Here is a 14524-nt window from a genome sequence, read left to right as displayed (position 1 = left end):
AGTTGTCGCACTCGCCCTCGACTGCGACGACTCTTGGAGACTCGACACTCGTCCACTCGAGCGACCCTCGAGTGCGCAGAAGTCATCGTGCTCGCGCTCGACTACGACGACTCTTGAGTGCTTGGCACTCGGCGCTCCCGCGAGTGTGCAGGAGTTGTCGCACTCGAGCTCGAGTGCGACAACTTTCGCGCACTCGCGGGGGCGGGGAGCGGGGCGGAGACGGGGAGCGGGCGGGCACCGCCCACCCGCGCCCCGCCACCCGCGTCAGCCGATCGTCACGAGGGCGGCGAACAGCTCCGGCGCTCGGCGGTCGACGATCCGACCGCCGACGCGGATGCCCACCAGCGCGAAGACGGTGCCCAGCACGAGGGCGGCCGCCAGTCCGATCAGGCCGAAGGCCGGGTCGCCGCCGATGAGCGAGATCGCGCCGAGGACGATCGACGGGAGCGCCAGCAGACCGGTCGCGGCCATGCTCCCCAGCATCACGACGCTCGAGATCATCCCGGAGCCCGGCGGCGTCTTCAGCGGGCTGTCCCCCGGCCCGGGCACGGGGTAGACGACGAGCGACGAGGCGACGCTCGACACTCCGAACCCGCTGAGAACGAGGGCCAGCGCCATGCCCAGCACGGCCGGGATCGCGTCGGCGCGTCCCGCGTACAGCGCGGTGCCCACCGCCACGACGACCACCGCAGGGACGCCGATGATCGCGGCGGCGATGACGCGACCGGCGCGGTCGGCCGACCCCGTCACTCCGGAGCTGACGTGCGCCGCCCAGGCGGTGCCGTCGTACGACACGTCGGCGCAGAGGGTCACGCCGAAGATCAGGCCGACGAGCACGGCCGAGAGCAGCACGAAGGTGTCGCCGCCGCTGCCGATCGCGGAGTAGAACACCGCGAGGACGACGACGGCGGGGATGACGAGGAGCCCGCGGCTGTAGCGCGGGTCGCGCCACCAGTAGCCGAGGGCACGCGCGGCGACGGCGCCGGTCGGGGTGCCGGGGAAGCGCCCGAACAGGCCCAGGCCCGCGGATCCGGAGGCGGAGTGCGCGCCGGACGCGGCGGGCTCCGCGAGCGCGTGCCGCAGCGCCCGGGCCCACGCCCAGACGAGGACGGCCAGCGTCGCGAGCCCGATCAGCAGGCGCGCGATCGCCGCGACCCAGTCGCCCGAGACGACGGATCCGGGGACGGCCCAGATCGCGCCGAGCGGCGACCAGCCGAGGGCGCCCGCGATCACGGGCAGGACGTCCAGGCCGTCGCGGATCACGTTGGTCAGGCCGAAGAAGAGCGGTCCGAGCAGGATGACGACGACGAGCACGACGCCGCCGATCACCTCGCGGTAGCGGCGGCTCGAGCCCAGGCCCGTGGTGAGCGCGCCGATCAGGCGGGACGCGACCACGCAGGTCGCGACGCCGATCACCGCGGCGACGAGGCCGGGCAGGATGCCGATCGGACGGCTCCACCAGGCAGCCGCGGAGGCGAGCGCCCCGAGCGTGGTCACCACGCCGGGGATGCCCGCGAGGCCCGCGGCGGCGAGCCCGAGGAGGAGGGTCCGCAGCGGGATCGGGAAGGTCGCGAGGGTGGGCAGGTCGAGGCTCTGGTCGGAGCCGGACAGGAAGATCGGCCCGAGCACCCAGCCGAGGATCAGAGCGGAGCCGCCGAGGACGATCGCGACGTTCGCGAACGCCGGGTCCGTGCCTCCGAGCGCGACCAGGCCGGCCGCGACCAGGCCGAGCACCGCGATCGCGTAGAGACCGCCGAGGATCACGCCGATCAGCTGCCACACGTTCCGCGTCAGCGAGTTGCGGAGCAGGAGCAGCCGCAGCCTCAGGAGATGCGCAACCATGCCGGTCCCTCCTGGTGGGTGCGGCCGCCGACCAGCTCGACGAAGCGCTCCTCGAGGCTGGAGCCGGCGCGGACCTCCTCGAGGGTGCCGGAGGCGAGCACGCGGCCGTCGGCGATGACGGCGACCCGGTCGCACATCCGCTCGACGAGGTCCATGGAGTGGGACGAGACGATGACCGTGCCGCCCGACGCGACGAAGCCGGTGAGGATGTCACGGATGTTCGCCGCCGAGACCGGGTCGACCGACTCGAACGGCTCGTCGAGCACCAGGAGGCGCGGGGCGCGCACGAGCGCGCAGGCGAGCGCGATCTTCTTGGTCATGCCCGCGGAGTAGTCCACGACGAGCGTGCGGTCGGCCGGATCGAGGCCGAGCAGGGCGAGGAGGTCGTCGGTCCGCTCGACGACGACGGAGCGCTCGAGCCCGCAGAGCAGGCCGTAGTAGGTGACGAGCTGGAGACCGGTGAGGCGGTCGAACAGCTTGACGCCGTCGGCGAGGACGCCGATCAGCCGCTTCGCCTCGAGGGTGTCCTTCCAGACGTCGACCTCGTGGATCGTGACGACGCCGCTGTCGGGGCGGAGCAGGGCCGTGGCCATCGAGAGGGTCGTCGTCTTGCCCGCGCCGTTGGGGCCGACGAGCCCGAAGAAGGAGCCGGCGGGGACGTCGAGGTCGATGTCCTTCACGGCCTCCTTGTCGCCGAAGCGCTTGCGGAGGCCGCGGATCCGCAGGGCGACCTCGCCGTGGCGGCCGGAGGCCTCGGGGGCGGCCCACGCGGGGGTCGCGGAGTCGGTGTGCGCGGAGTCGGTGTGCGCGGCAGCGGTGCCGTCGGCGGCGGTGCGCGCGGCGGGGCTCTCGGTGTCCGTGCCGTCCTGGGGAATGCCGGGGGGCGTCGTCCCGTCCATGTGTGTCCCTTCCGGGCCGCGGTGGGCGGCCGCTCCTCCACCCTAGGCAGGCGCTGCGGCCGGGGCATCCGTCCCGCGATGGAGTCGCGCTGCCCCGGCCCCTCGGCGGGGCGGGGCGGAGCACGGCCGCCTACGCTGGCCCCATGCCCACGCTCCTCCTCGTCCGGCACGGACGCACCACCGCGAACACCGCGGGGATCCTCGCCGGACGCACCGCGGGAGTGCGGCTCGACGACGTCGGACGCACGCAGGCGGCGCGCACCGGGGAGCGGCTGGCGGCGGTCGAGCTCGCGACCGTGGTGTCGAGCCCGCTCGAGCGGTGCCGGCAGACCACGCGCTTCGTCCTCGAGCGGCAGACGGGATCGCCGGCGACCGCGATCGACAAGGGCATCACCGAGTGCGACTACGGCGACTGGTCGGGGCGCTCGCTGCGGGATCTCGCGACGGAGCCGCTCTGGGCGACGGTGCAGAACCAGCCCTCCGCGGTGGTGTTCCCCGGCGGCGAGGGGATGCTCGCGATGCAGGCCCGGGCCGTGTCGGCGATCCGCCGCCACGACGCGGCGGTGGCGGAGGAGCACGGGGCCGGCGCGGTGTGGGCGGCGGTCAGCCACGGAGACACGATCAAGGCGATCCTCGCGGACGCGCTCGGCATGCACCTCGACCTCTTCCAGAGGCTCAGCGTCGGACCGGCGTCGGTGTCGATCATCCGCTACGGCGCGGGGCGGCCCGAGGTCGTCTCGATGAACACGGACGCCGGGGACCTGGGCTGGCTGCGGAAGGCGGCCCCCGTGGCGGACGCCGCCGTGGGGGGCGGGGCGGGGCACGAGTAGGCGCGGTTCGGTAGGGCCGCTTCAGGGCTCGATCGAGCGGCAGGGATGCGGGTGCTCGCCGACGATGGATCTCGATGCGCCCGCTCCGCGGGGGGCTCGGCCAGCAGAAGAGACGGCTGCTCGATCAGCAGGCCGCCCGAGCCCGACGCGCAGCCACTGCGGAGGCGGGCGCTCGTAGACTGGGGGCATGCCTCCGATCGTGCACGGATTCGACTGGCCCGATCGCGTCGTCGTGGGGACCGTCGGCTCACCCGGCTCGCGCTCCTTCTACCTCCAGGCCAAGACCGGGCCCCGCGTGGTCAGCGTCGGCCTCGAGAAGCAGCAGTCGGCCCTCCTCGCCGAGAAGATCGACGAGATCCTCGACCAGCTGATGACCGCCCAGGGCAACCCGGTCAGCGTCCCCGCCGGCACTCCCCCGGAGCTCGTCGACAACGACCCGCTCGACCAGCCCGTGGAGCCCGAGTTCCGCGTCGGCGGTCTCAGCCTCGGCTGGGACCCGTCCACCGCGCAGATCGTGATCGAGGCCTACCCGCTGACCGAGGCGGAGGACGACTCCGAGGAGGAGCCCGAGCCCACCGAGATGCTGCAGGTGAAGATCCCGGTCGGCACGGCGCGCGCCTTCGCGAAGCGAACCCTCGAGGTCGTCGGCGCCGGACGTCCGCTCTGCCCCCGCTGCGGCGAGCCGATGGATCCCGACGGGCACGACTGCCCGCTCGCATGAGCGACCCGGGCGGGCTCGACGGCGAGCTGGAGCTGGCCGGCCGGATCACGATCGCCTCGAACGCGACGTTCCTCGCGCAGCTCGGCGAGACGTCCGTCGTCTACAAGCCGATCTCGGGCGAGAAGCCGCTGTGGGACTTCCCGGACGGCGTGCTGGCGGGCCGCGAGGTCGCCGCCTACCTCGTCTCGGAGGCGCTCGGCTGGAACGTGGTGCCGCGCACGTGGCTCCGCGACGGTCCGCTCGGACCGGGCATGGTCCAGCTCTGGCAGGACATCGATCCGGACCAGGACGCGGTCGACCTGGTGCCCGCCGACGCCGTGCCCGACGGATGGCGGCACGTCCTCGACGGCAGCGACGAGGAGGACCGCGATATCTCCCTCGTGCACGAGGACTCGACGGCGCTGCGCCGGATGGCCGTGTTCGACGTGGTCGCCAACAACGCGGACCGGAAGGGCGGGCACGTGCTCGCGCTGCCCGACGGCCACCGCTACGGGGTCGACCACGGCCTCACCTTCCACTCCGAGCACAAGCTGCGCACGGTCCTCTGGGGCTGGATCGGCGAACCGCTGCTCGAGGAGGAGCTGACGGCGCTGGCGCTCCTGCGCGCGCAGATCGACGGACCGCTCGGCGAGGCGCTCTCGGAGCTGCTCACCGAGGACGAGGTCGCCGCGTTCGCGAAGCGCTGCGAGCGGCTCGGCTCCTTCGGCCGCTTCCCGGGCCCGCGGGGCGGGATGCCCGCGGTGCCCTGGCCGCTGTTCTGAGCCGGGCGCGGTCGGAGATCAGGACGAACGCCTGCGGAGCGGCGGAGACGCGCTGATCCTCAGGGGCGGGAGCGGGTCCCTCCTGCATCCTGAGCGGCTCAGAAGGTCCAGCCGCGGCCGAACAGCTCCTCGCCCGGCGCTCCGCCGCCTCCCGGACCCGCGCCGCGAGCGCCGAGGTAGGAGGAGACGACGGCCGCTCCCAGGTCCTCCGCCTCCGGGTTCACCACCGAGCCGCCGACCCGGCGGGCGAGCGAGTCGATGAAGCGCGCGAGGCCCGGGTCGTCGCCCAGGCGGAAGAACGTGGTGTGCGCGCCGAGGCGGAGCGACGCGTCGAGCTCGCGGACCGAGACGGCGACCGTCAGCGGGTCCGGCGGGTAGTCGAAGAAGACGCCGCCGTCGGGCTCGAGGTGCGCGGTCGGCTCACCGTCGGTGACGATGAGCAGCACCGGCTGCGCGTTCGGGTGCTTGCGGAAGTGCCGGTTGGCCAGCAGCAGCGCGTGGTGCAGGTTCGTGCCCTTGTCCCACTCCGCGTCCAGGCCCACCAGCTGCTCGACGTCCATCACCTCGGCGCGTCGGCCGAAGGCGACGAGCTGCAGCGCGTCTCCGCGGAACCGGCTGCTGATCAGGGTGTGCAGGGCGAGCGCGGTGCGCTTCATCGGCACCCAGCGGCCGTCCATCGCCATCGAGAACGAGGTGTCGACGAGGAGCGCGACGCAGGCCTGCGTGCGCGCCTCCGTCTCCTGCACCTCGACGTCGTCGATCCGGATGCGCACCCCCGAGCCGACAGGTCGGCCCTCGCCGGCGGTGCGGGTGAGGGCGTTGGTCACCGTGCGGGGGATGTCCCAGGCCTCGGTGTCGCCGAACTCCCACGAGCGCGTCGCTCCGGAGCGCTCGCCGGCCGCGCCCGCGCGCCGGACGTCGCGGGCGCCCTGACGGCCGGAGACGGTCTCGGCGATGTCGCGCAGGAGCGCCTTCCCGAGCTGGCGCATGGCCTTCGGGCTGAGGGCGAGACGGCCGTCGGAGCCGCGGCGCAGGGTCCCGGAGTCGCGCAGGGCCCGCTCCAGGCGCTTCAGCGTCTGCGCGTCGACGGAGGCGTCCTCGCCGAGGCGCTTCGCCAGCAGGTCGAGGTCGAGGTCGTCGAGGGAGGAGCGGTCCGTCTGCGCGAGCTGGTCGGCGAGGGCGTCGAGGTCGGCCAGCTCCTGGAACACGCCCGTCCCGTCGCCGAGGCCGAGCCCCTGCTCGCCGTCCATCCGCTCGGAGCCGCCCCAGTCCTCGCCGGGACGGAGCCCCCGCAGGGTCTCGTCGAGGCGGCCGAGGGACTGCATGAGCTCCGGCGTGCCGAAGGCCTCCTGGGCGAGGGCGTCGAGCTCGGCGCGCTGCTCGGCGGTCATCGAGTTGCGCATCCGCTGGGCCGCGGCCGCGCGGGCGGCGAGCGCGTCGATCAGCTCGTCCACCGACTCCGGGCCCTCGGGGAAGTACTCGCCGTGCTGCTCCATGAAGGCGTCGAACTGCTCGGGGGTGTCCTCCCCGCGCGCGTGCGCCTCGAGCAGCTCGTTCAGGTCGCGGAGCATCGCGTCGATCGCGGCGCGGTCCTCGTCGCTCGCGTTCTCGAGGGCCTGCTTCATCCCCTCGAAGCGCTGATCGAGCATCTCGCGGCCCAGGAGCTCGCGGATCCGCTCGAAGTCGGCGCGCGCCTCGGGGCTCTGCCAGCGGTAGTCGCGGAGCTCCGAGACGGCCGCGGCCGGCGAGGGCGGGAGGCTGTCGAGCTGGATCTCTGCGAGCGCGCGGTCGCCGTCGTCCATCTGCGTGTCGCGGGCGAGCTGCTTGCGCTCGGCGAGGACGGCCTTGTCGAGGAGCTCGCGGATCTCGCGGAGCGTGCCGTCGAGGTTGTTCCTCTGCGTGAGCTCGCGACGCCGCTCGGCGACGCGGGCGGCCAGGTCGTCCAGGCCCTCGCGGTCGCGGGTGCCCCGGCGGAGGAACTCGCGCAGGGCGCGCTCGGGCGAGGTGCCGCCCATCACGTCCTCGCCGATCGCGTCGAGGGCCTCCTTCAGGTCGACCGGAGGAGCGAGCGGATCGGGTCCCCCGTCGTACTTCGCGTAGCGCGCGTCGCGCTTCAGCCGCCGGTTGCCGCGCGGAGCATCAGCCATAGACGGCCTCGCCCCCGCCCGTCTCCTTGCTCAGCTTGCGCGAGAGGTAGAGGCCCTCGAGGGCGAGCTCGACCGCTCCGGCGCGGCGCCCCTCCCCCACGGCGTCGAGGCGCTCGGCGACCTCGTCGTACACGCGGGCCTCGCCCAGCAACGGCAGGCCGGCCAGGAACTCGCGGGCGGTCACCTGCTCGCCGGTCGTGATCATCGCGCCGTTCTCGACGGCCTCGACGAGCGGCCCGAGGTCGACGCCGCGCAGGTGGGCGCGGACGGTCTCGGCGGTGGCCTGACGGAGCAGGTGGTCGAGGATCTCGTCCTCGCGGCCCTCCTCCCCCGACTCGAACTCGATCTTGCCGCCGAGCACGTCGACGGCGGTCTCGAGGTCGATGGGGCGGGCGACCGCCTCCTCCTCGCCGCGGCGGGTGGCGCGGTGCAGGGCGGCGGCGGCGATCGTCTCGGCGCCGGCGATGGCGAAGCGGGCGCTGACGCCGCTGCGCTGGTCGACGGAGCTCGACTCGCGCAGGGCCCGCGTGAAGCGGGCGAGGATCTCGATGAGCGCGTCGGGCACGGTCGCGACGAGGTCCGCCTCCTGCCGGATGACGGCGACCTCGTCGACGAGGGCGGTCGGGTAGTGGGTGCGGATCTCGGCGCCGAAGCGGTCCTTCAGCGGCGTGATGATCCGGCCGCGGTTCGTGTAGTCCTCCGGGTTCGCGCTCGCGACGACGAGGACGTCGAGGGGGAGGCGGAGGACGTAGCCGCGGATCTGGATGTCGCGCTCCTCCATCACGTTGAGCATGGCGACCTGGATCCGCTCGGCCAGGTCCGGCAGCTCGTTGATCGCGACGATGCCGCGGTGGCTGCGCGGGATGAGGCCGAAGTGGATGGTCTCCGGGTCGCCCAGGCTGCGGCCCTCGGCCACCTTCATCGGGTCGACGTCGCCGATGAGGTCGGCGACGCTGGTGTCGGGGGTGGCCAGCTTCTCGACGTAGCGCTCCTCGCGGGGCTTCCACGCGACGGGCAGGTCCTCGCCCAGCTCCTCCGCTCGGCGACGGCTCTCCGTGGTGATCGGCTCGTAGGGGTGCTCGCCGAGCTCGGACCCCTCGATGACGGGCGTCCACTCGTCGAGCAGGCCGACGAGGGTGCGCAGGAGGCGGGTCTTGCCCTGGCCGCGCTCGCCCAGCAGGACGATGTCGTGGCCGGCGATGACGGCGCGCTCGACCTGCGGGATGACCGTCTCGGCGAAGCCGTGCAGGCCCGGCCAGGGGTCGCGGCCCTCGCGCAGGGCGTCGAGCAGGTTGTCGCGGATCTCGGTGCGGAGGCTCTTCTGCACGTGCCCGGAGGCACGGAGCTGGCCGAGGGTCTGGGTCGTCGGGCGCATCACCTCGGCAACGCTACGCCGCAGGTCCGACACGTGGTGGAGGTGCGGCGGATTCGCGGCGCGGGCTTGCGCGGGGGGCGCTTCGAGACACCGCTGCGCTCGAGGGACACCGCTGCTGAGGCGTCCCGGCGGGCAGCGCGGCGCCTCGGCGGTGCGGGCGGGCGCGGCGCCGCGGACGGCTCAGCGCTCGAGGCGCGGGGCGGCGGCGAGCAGGCGGCGCGTGTACTCCTCCTGCGGCGCGGCGAGGAGCGACGCGGCCGGCCCCGCCTCGACGATCCGACCCTCGCGCATCACGGCGATGCGATCGCTCATGTGGGCGATCACGCCGAGGTCGTGCGAGATGAGGAGGAGGGCGAGGCCGTGACGGCGCTGCAGGTCGTCGAGCAGGTCGAGGATCTGCGCCTGCACCGACACGTCGAGGGCCGAGACGGGCTCGTCGCAGATCAGCACGTCGGGGCGCGTCGCCAGCGCCCGGGCGATCGAGACGCGCTGGCGCTGACCGCCGGAGAGGGTCCGCGGCGAGCGCCGCTCCAAAGCGGGGTCGAGCCCCACGCTCTCGAGCAGCGCGGGCACGGAGGCTGCGCCGGCGTCACGGAGGAGGCGGCCGACGCTCCAGCGCGGGTCGAACGAGGAGAGGCTGTCCTGGTAGACGGCGCCGATCCGCGGGCGGCGGGGACGGCGGGAGCGCTCGGTCGCTGCCGACCACGGCTCGCCGAACAGCTCGACGGCGCCCCCGTCCGGACGCCGCAGCGCCAGCACGAGCCGGGCCACCGTGCTCTTGCCCGACCCGGACTCGCCGACGAGCCCCACGGTCTCGCCGCGCCGCAGCCGGAGGTCGACGTCGTCGACCGCGACCCGCACTCCTCCGCCGGGCAGCGGGAAGCGGGCGGCGAGACCGCGGGCCGCGACCACGACCTCGCCGGGGGTCTCGGGCGGGGTCGCCGGTGCGGTCGGGTCGGTGAGCCGGGAGCCGCGCGGGCGCCCGGCGGGGACGGCGGCCACGAGCGCGCGGGCCTCGGGGCTGCGGGGCGCACGCAGCACCTCGGCCGCGGTCCCCTCCTCCACCACGCGGCCGTCGGCCAGCACGAGGATGCGGTCGGCGAGGCCCGCCACCACCGCGAGGTCGTGCGAGACCAGGACGAGCGCCCGGCCGCGCGCCTTCTGCTCGGCGAAGAGCTCGAGCACGCGGGCCTGGACGGTCACGTCGAGCGCGGTGGTCGGCTCGTCGGCGACGAGCAGCGGCGGATCGAGCGCCACGGCCGCCGCGAGGAGGGCGCGCTGGCGGAGCCCGCCGGAGAGGTCGCCCGAGCGCTCCCGCATCCGCTCGGCCGGCTCCGGCATGCCGACGCTCGCCAGGGCCTCGACCGTCCGCTGCACGCGCTCGGCCGCGGGGAGGCGGCCGTGGAGGCGGAGCACGTCGCCGATCTCGCGGCCGATCGGGCGCAGCGGGTCGAGCGAGAGCAGCGCGTCCTGCGGGACGAAGCCGACGGATCCGCCGCGCAGCCGCCGCAACTCCCGCTCGCCCGCTCCGACCACCTCGGTCCCGCCGACGCGGACGCTCCCGGTCACGGCGCCTCCGCTCAGCCCCAGCAGCGCTCGCGCGGTGACGCTCTTGCCCGACCCGGACTCGCCGACGATCGCGACGCACTCCCCCGGGTCCACGCGGAACGAGACCCCGTGCACCACCTCGACTCCGTCGAAGGCGACCCGGAGCCCCTCGACGACGACCGCGCTCACCGCGCACCCCGCAGACGCCCGCCGAGGACCGTCGTCGCGATCGTGGTCAGCACGATCGCCAGTCCCGGGAACACGGTCAGCCACCACGCGCTCGCGAGGTAGGTGCGGCCCGCCGAGAGCATCGCGCCCCACTCCGGCGCGGGCGGCTCGGCGCCCAAGCCCAGGTAGCTGAGGGCCGAGGCCCAGACGATCGCCTGGCCGACGCCGAGGGTCGCCAGCACGGCGAGCGGCCCGAAGGTGTTGGGGAGGACGTGCCGGACGAGGATGCGGACGGGTCCGTGCCCCAGCACGCGCGCCGCCTCGACGTAGCCGGAGTCGCGGATGCCGAGCAGCTGCGTGCGCAGGATGCGGGCGTACCCCGGCGCGGTCGAGAGGCCGACCGCGATGGTGGCGGGGACGACTCCGGGACCCGTGACCACGATCACGAGCAGCGCGAGCAGGAGCGCGGGGAAGGCGAAGAGCACCTCGAGCACGCGGCCGATCACGCCGTCGACGACGCGGCCGCCGAACGCCGCGACCACCCCGAGCACCGCGCCGAGGACGAGGCCGATCGCGGTGGCGCTGGCGCCGATCAGGAGGGATGCGCCGGCCCCCGCGATGAGGCGGCTGAGGACGTCGCGACCGGACTCGTCGGTACCGAGCAGGTGCGCGGCACCCGGTGGGGTGAAGGCGTCGCGCGGGGCGACGGCGAGCGGATCGGAGGGGGCGAGCAGCCCGGGCGCGACGGCGGCGAGCAGGAGCAGCACGACGAAGACCGCGGCCAGCACCTCGCCGGCGCGGAGGCGGGAGGCACCCCGGCGGAGCGGGCGGGCGGCGCGCAGCTCGAGCTCGCTCACGCGACCGCCTCCCGCCGGGCCAGCCGCGGGTCGATCACGCGGGTCAGCAGATCGGTGGCGAGCGTCACGACGATGTACGCCAGCGCCGTGACCAGCACGACACCCGTCACCACCGGCACGTCACGGACCGTCACCGCCGCGAGGAGCGTCCGGCCGAGCCCCGGCCTCGCGAAGATCGTCTCGACCACCACGGCCCCGCCGATCAGGTAGCCGAACGCCCAGCCCGAGAGCGAGACGCCCGGCAGCACCGCGTGGCGCAGCGCGTGGCGGGCGCGGACGCCGAGCTCGCCCTCGCCGCGCGCCCGAGCGGCGAGCACGAACGGCGACTCCAGCGCGTCGAGGAGGGATCGGCGCATCACCTGGCCGAGGAAGCCCGCCAGCGGGATCGCGAGGGTGAGCGTCGGCAGCACCAGCCCGGCGGGCGACCCGGCGCTGACCGGGGGCAGCCAGCGCAGCGCGGTCGCGAAGACGGCGATCAGCACGGTCGCCAGCCAGAAGTGCGGGAGCGCGGCCGCCGTGAGCTCGAGGCCGGACCCGACCGCGGCGGCGAGGCGGCCGCCCCGGGTCGACCAGAGGGCGGTCGCCAACGCGAGGATCCATGCGGCGGTGAGCGCGAGCACGGCGAGCAGGAGGGTGCCGGGCAGCTGCTCGCCGAGGATCTGCGCGACGGGAGTGCGCAGGGAGTAGGAGGTGCCGAGGTCGCCGCGCGCGAGCCTGCCGAGCTGCACCAGGTACTGCACGAGGAGCGGCTGGTCGAGGCCGTACTGCTCCCGCACCGCGGCGAGCGCCTCGGGCGACGCCTGCGAGCCCGGACCGCCGAGGATCGCCTGCGCCGGATCGCCGGGGACGAGGCGGATGAGGACGAAGACGGCGGTCGCGACGGCCCACAGCACCACGAGGGCGCCGCCGAGGCGGAGGAGCACGCGGCGGATCATGCGGGCGGGCGTCCTCTCTGGTCGGGGCGATGGAGGGGGGCGTCGTCGAGGTCCGCTCCCTCCGGAGCACGCGATGCGCGACCGTCGGCGGCTACTCGACCAGCATGGAGGACGGACCCCTGCTGATCGAGCAGCCCGCGGAGCGGGCGTCTCGAGATCCGCCCGTCCCGATCGCGGGGTCTCGGTGCGCCGCCGCGGCGACTACTCGACCGGCGTGCGTCCGCTCTTCGATCGGTGCAGGCGGCTCTCCGGGGCCGGGTCAGACCCAGGCGTCGGCGAACCAGGGGGTCGACACGGTGTCGAGGGCGACGAGGCCCTGGACGGCCGACCGGTGCAGGTAGTGGTTCTGCTGGTCGTAGAGCGGCAGGATCCAGTAGCCCTCGAGGACGATCCGCTGGGCCTGCTCGTACAGGTCGGCGCGGGCGTCCTCGTCGGTCGTGGCGCTCGCCTGCTCGAGCAGCGAGTCGAGCGCGGGGTCGGCGATCTGCGCGTGGTTGGCGAAGTAGCCGCTCGGCGCGGGGGTGATGCCCGAGGAGGAGTAGAGGATCCGCAGCACGTCGGGTCCGACCTTCGTGTACGGGGCGCTCACCAGCTCGTACTCGTTCGACGCGAGCGCGGTGTACCAGCTCGACAGGTCGAGCAGGCTGATCCGCACGTCGAAGCCGAGGGTCTTCGCCGAGGCCTGGATCTGCTCGAACAGCGACTGCTCGGCCGGGATCGACTGGTTGGTGCTGACGGGGAAGCGCAGCGTCAGCGGCGTGCCGTCCTTCTCGCGGATGCCGTCGCCGTCCGAGTCCACCCAGCCGGCCTTCTCGAGCAGGTCCTCGGCGGCGGCCGTCTCGGAGTCGGACCCGGCGTCCTCGAAGAGCGACGGGTCGGAGTACGCGGTCGCCTCGCGGCTGGACAGCGGGGAATAGGAGCGCTCGGCGGTGCCGAAGAAGAGGGAGTCGATCGCGTCGTTCACGCCGACGCCGCGGACGAACGCCTCGCGGACGGACTCGTCGTCGAACGGCGCCTGCCCGGAGTTGAGCTCGAGGCGGTTGACCGAGCCGGGCCGGGGCGCGTCGAGCTCGACGAGGTCGGTGGCTCCGGTCGCGGCCTTCAGTGTGTCGGGCTGGGCGTTGTCGAGCACGTCGACCTCGCCCGACTGCAGCGCCGCGTAGCGGGTGGCGGAGTCGGGGATGAAGCGCCAGGTGATGCTCGCCAGGTGCGCGGGGCCCTCGTGGCCGTCCCCGGTCGGGCCGGTCGACGCGTCGTAGGCCGCGTTGCGGGTGAGGGTCACGTGGTCCTGCTTGACCCACTCCGAGACGGTGAAGGGGCCGGTGCCGACGGGCGCCTCGCAGTTCGCCTCCTCGCCGCGGGCGATGCCGGCGGGCGACTCGATCGCGGTCCACGGCTGCGCGAGCGACTCGAGCAGCGCACTGTCCGGCGCGGTCAGGGTGAAGCGGGCGACGGTCGGCGAGACCGCGGTGACGGAGGCGACCTTCGCCACGGCGAGGTAGCCGGTGGAGGACTTGGTCGCCGGGTCCTGCAGGTGCGCGATGTTCGCGGCGACCGCCTCCGCGTCGAGGGCGGTGCCGTCGGTGAAGGTCGCGCCCTCGCGCAGGGTGAAGTCGTAGCTGAGCGCGTCGTCCGAGACGGTCCACGACTCGGCCAGCCACGGCGTGATGGTGCCGTCGGCGTCGCGCGAGACGAGCGACTCGATCACCTGTGTCGCGAGGAGCGCCTGCGGGTAGTTGCCGCCGACGTGCGGGTCGAGGCAGGTGGGCTCGGCGTCGCCGGACGCGTAGGTGAGGGTCCCGCCGTCGACGGGGGTGCTGGAGGCGTCGGGCGTCTCGGCGGTGCAGCCGCTGAGCAGGAGCGCGGCGGCCGCGACGGCGGCGGGGAGGGCGAGGAGGCGGGAGCGCAGCGGCATGACGTCTTTCGTGGAGGGGTCGGGGGTGCACGCGTTTCTTGGACGCGACCCAGGAAACGCTAGCAGGGCGTGGAGGCGGCGGGCGGGGACTGCTCGGATCCGTGGAGGAGCGCCCGGATCCCGCGCTGGGGAGGGACGAATCGCGCTGGCGGAGATTCCCGACGCGCCTGTCGGTGGGGATCGGCCTCCGCTCTCCTACTGTCGACGCATGACCTCCGCCGTGCTCGCCCTCCTGTTCGGCTCCGCCGTCGCCCTCGTGGGCCTCGTGCCCTGGGCCGCCCTGCAGTACCGGCGCCGCGGCGTCCTCGGGATCGGCAACGCGGTGCTGGCCTTCGCCGCCGTGGTCTACGCGCTCGCCCTCGTCACCTACACGCTCCTCCCCCTGCCCGACGAGGCGACGGTCGCCGCCGCCTGCCGCACCGGATCGGGTCCGCAGCTGCGCCTGTTCGCCTTCGTCGCGGACATCGCGAAGGAGGGCGGGATCGACGGGCCCCGCGCGCTGCTGACGAACCCCGCGTCCGCGCAG

Annotated in this window: 11 protein-coding genes and 1 pseudogene; 4 read left to right on the top strand and 8 right to left on the bottom strand. The window is 74.4% G+C overall.

The window, feature by feature from the left end; all coding sequences use genetic code 11:
- Positions 1–264: 264 nt before the first annotated feature.
- Positions 265–1842 (bottom strand): transporter, encoded by a 1578-nt coding sequence (locus tag C5C74_RS02925; RefSeq protein WP_104350948.1) that lies wholly within the window; start codon positions 1840–1842, stop codon positions 265–267.
- Positions 1824–2741, bottom strand: coding sequence for an ABC transporter ATP-binding protein (locus tag C5C74_RS02920; protein WP_104350947.1), 918 nt, complete (start codon positions 2739–2741; stop codon positions 1824–1826). The genes C5C74_RS02925 and C5C74_RS02920 overlap by 19 nt, the downstream gene beginning before the upstream one ends.
- Before the next feature lie 143 nt (positions 2742–2884).
- Here C5C74_RS02920 and C5C74_RS02915 point away from each other — a divergent pair, with 143 nt between their 5' ends.
- The 3 genes from C5C74_RS02915 to C5C74_RS02905 all read left to right on the top strand — a co-directional run bounded on the left by C5C74_RS02915 (position 2885) and on the right by C5C74_RS02905 (position 5053).
- Positions 2885–3571, top strand: coding sequence for a histidine phosphatase family protein (locus tag C5C74_RS02915; protein WP_104350946.1), 687 nt, complete (start codon positions 2885–2887; stop codon positions 3569–3571).
- A gap of 187 nt (positions 3572–3758) precedes the next feature.
- Positions 3759–4292, top strand: a complete 534-nt coding sequence (locus C5C74_RS02910) for a DUF3090 domain-containing protein (protein WP_104225051.1) — start codon at positions 3759–3761, stop codon at positions 4290–4292.
- Positions 4289–5053 (top strand): SCO1664 family protein, encoded by a 765-nt coding sequence (locus C5C74_RS02905; RefSeq protein WP_104226043.1) that lies wholly within the window; start codon positions 4289–4291, stop codon positions 5051–5053. The genes C5C74_RS02910 and C5C74_RS02905 overlap by 4 nt, the downstream gene beginning before the upstream one ends.
- A gap of 98 nt (positions 5054–5151) precedes the next feature.
- On the opposite strand, the gene C5C74_RS02900 is transcribed toward C5C74_RS02905, so the two are convergent.
- From C5C74_RS02900 to C5C74_RS02875, 6 genes are all read right to left on the bottom strand, one after another.
- The gene (locus C5C74_RS02900) at positions 5152–7200 is read right to left on the bottom strand and encodes a VWA domain-containing protein (protein WP_104350945.1); all 2049 of its coding nucleotides are present in this window, start codon (positions 7198–7200) and stop codon (positions 5152–5154) included.
- The gene (locus tag C5C74_RS02895; RefSeq protein WP_104262318.1) at positions 7193–8575 is read right to left on the bottom strand and encodes a magnesium chelatase; all 1383 of its coding nucleotides are present in this window, start codon (positions 8573–8575) and stop codon (positions 7193–7195) included. Before C5C74_RS02895 ends, C5C74_RS02900 begins: the two co-directional genes overlap by 8 nt.
- A gap of 180 nt (positions 8576–8755) precedes the next feature.
- Positions 8756–10312, bottom strand: a complete 1557-nt coding sequence (locus tag C5C74_RS02890; protein ID WP_104350944.1) for an ABC transporter ATP-binding protein — start codon at positions 10310–10312, stop codon at positions 8756–8758.
- Positions 10309–11148: an ABC transporter permease gene (locus tag C5C74_RS02885; protein WP_104255502.1), complete on the bottom strand. Its 840-nt coding sequence runs from the start codon at positions 11146–11148 to the stop codon at positions 10309–10311. The genes C5C74_RS02890 and C5C74_RS02885 overlap by 4 nt, the downstream gene beginning before the upstream one ends.
- Positions 11145–12083 (bottom strand): ABC transporter permease, encoded by a 939-nt coding sequence (locus tag C5C74_RS02880; RefSeq protein WP_104350943.1) that lies wholly within the window; start codon positions 12081–12083, stop codon positions 11145–11147. The genes C5C74_RS02885 and C5C74_RS02880 overlap by 4 nt, the downstream gene beginning before the upstream one ends.
- A 259-nt stretch (positions 12084–12342) precedes the next feature.
- A complete protein-coding gene (locus C5C74_RS02875) occupies positions 12343–13998 on the bottom strand; it encodes an ABC transporter substrate-binding protein (protein WP_104350942.1) in 1656 nt (551 codons plus the stop codon).
- Between the two features lie 208 nt (positions 13999–14206).
- Here C5C74_RS02875 and C5C74_RS02870 point away from each other — a divergent pair.
- Positions 14207–14524, top strand: a pseudogene (locus C5C74_RS02870) (VanZ family protein); the annotation flags it as partial.

The sequence above is a fragment of the Rathayibacter sp. AY1E8 genome (assembly GCF_002931415.1).
Lineage (GTDB): Bacteria > Actinomycetota > Actinomycetes > Actinomycetales > Microbacteriaceae > Rathayibacter.
The sequence above is the reverse complement of the archived record's forward strand: the minus strand, read 5'-3'. Positions and strand labels throughout refer to the sequence as shown.

What these genes read in the sequence shown, in the direction of transcription:
- C5C74_RS02925 (WP_104350948.1), bottom strand. Translation starts at nt 1,842, where the DNA reads ATGGTTGCGCATCTCCTGAGGCTGCGGCTGCTCCTGCTCCGCAACTCG.
- C5C74_RS02920 (WP_104350947.1), bottom strand. Translation starts at nt 2,741, where the DNA reads ATGGACGGGACGACGCCCCCCGGCATTCCCCAGGACGGCACGGACACC.
- C5C74_RS02915 (WP_104350946.1), top strand. Translation starts at nt 2,885, where the DNA reads ATGCCCACGCTCCTCCTCGTCCGGCACGGACGCACCACCGCGAACACC.
- C5C74_RS02910 (WP_104225051.1), top strand. Translation starts at nt 3,759, where the DNA reads ATGCCTCCGATCGTGCACGGATTCGACTGGCCCGATCGCGTCGTCGTG.
- C5C74_RS02905 (WP_104226043.1), top strand. Translation starts at nt 4,289, where the DNA reads ATGAGCGACCCGGGCGGGCTCGACGGCGAGCTGGAGCTGGCCGGCCGG.
- C5C74_RS02900 (WP_104350945.1), bottom strand. Translation starts at nt 7,200, where the DNA reads ATGGCTGATGCTCCGCGCGGCAACCGGCGGCTGAAGCGCGACGCGCGC.
- C5C74_RS02895 (WP_104262318.1), bottom strand. Translation starts at nt 8,575, where the DNA reads ATGCGCCCGACGACCCAGACCCTCGGCCAGCTCCGTGCCTCCGGGCAC.
- C5C74_RS02880 (WP_104350943.1), bottom strand. Translation starts at nt 12,083, where the DNA reads ATGATCCGCCGCGTGCTCCTCCGCCTCGGCGGCGCCCTCGTGGTGCTG.
- C5C74_RS02875 (WP_104350942.1), bottom strand. Translation starts at nt 13,998, where the DNA reads ATGCCGCTGCGCTCCCGCCTCCTCGCCCTCCCCGCCGCCGTCGCGGCC.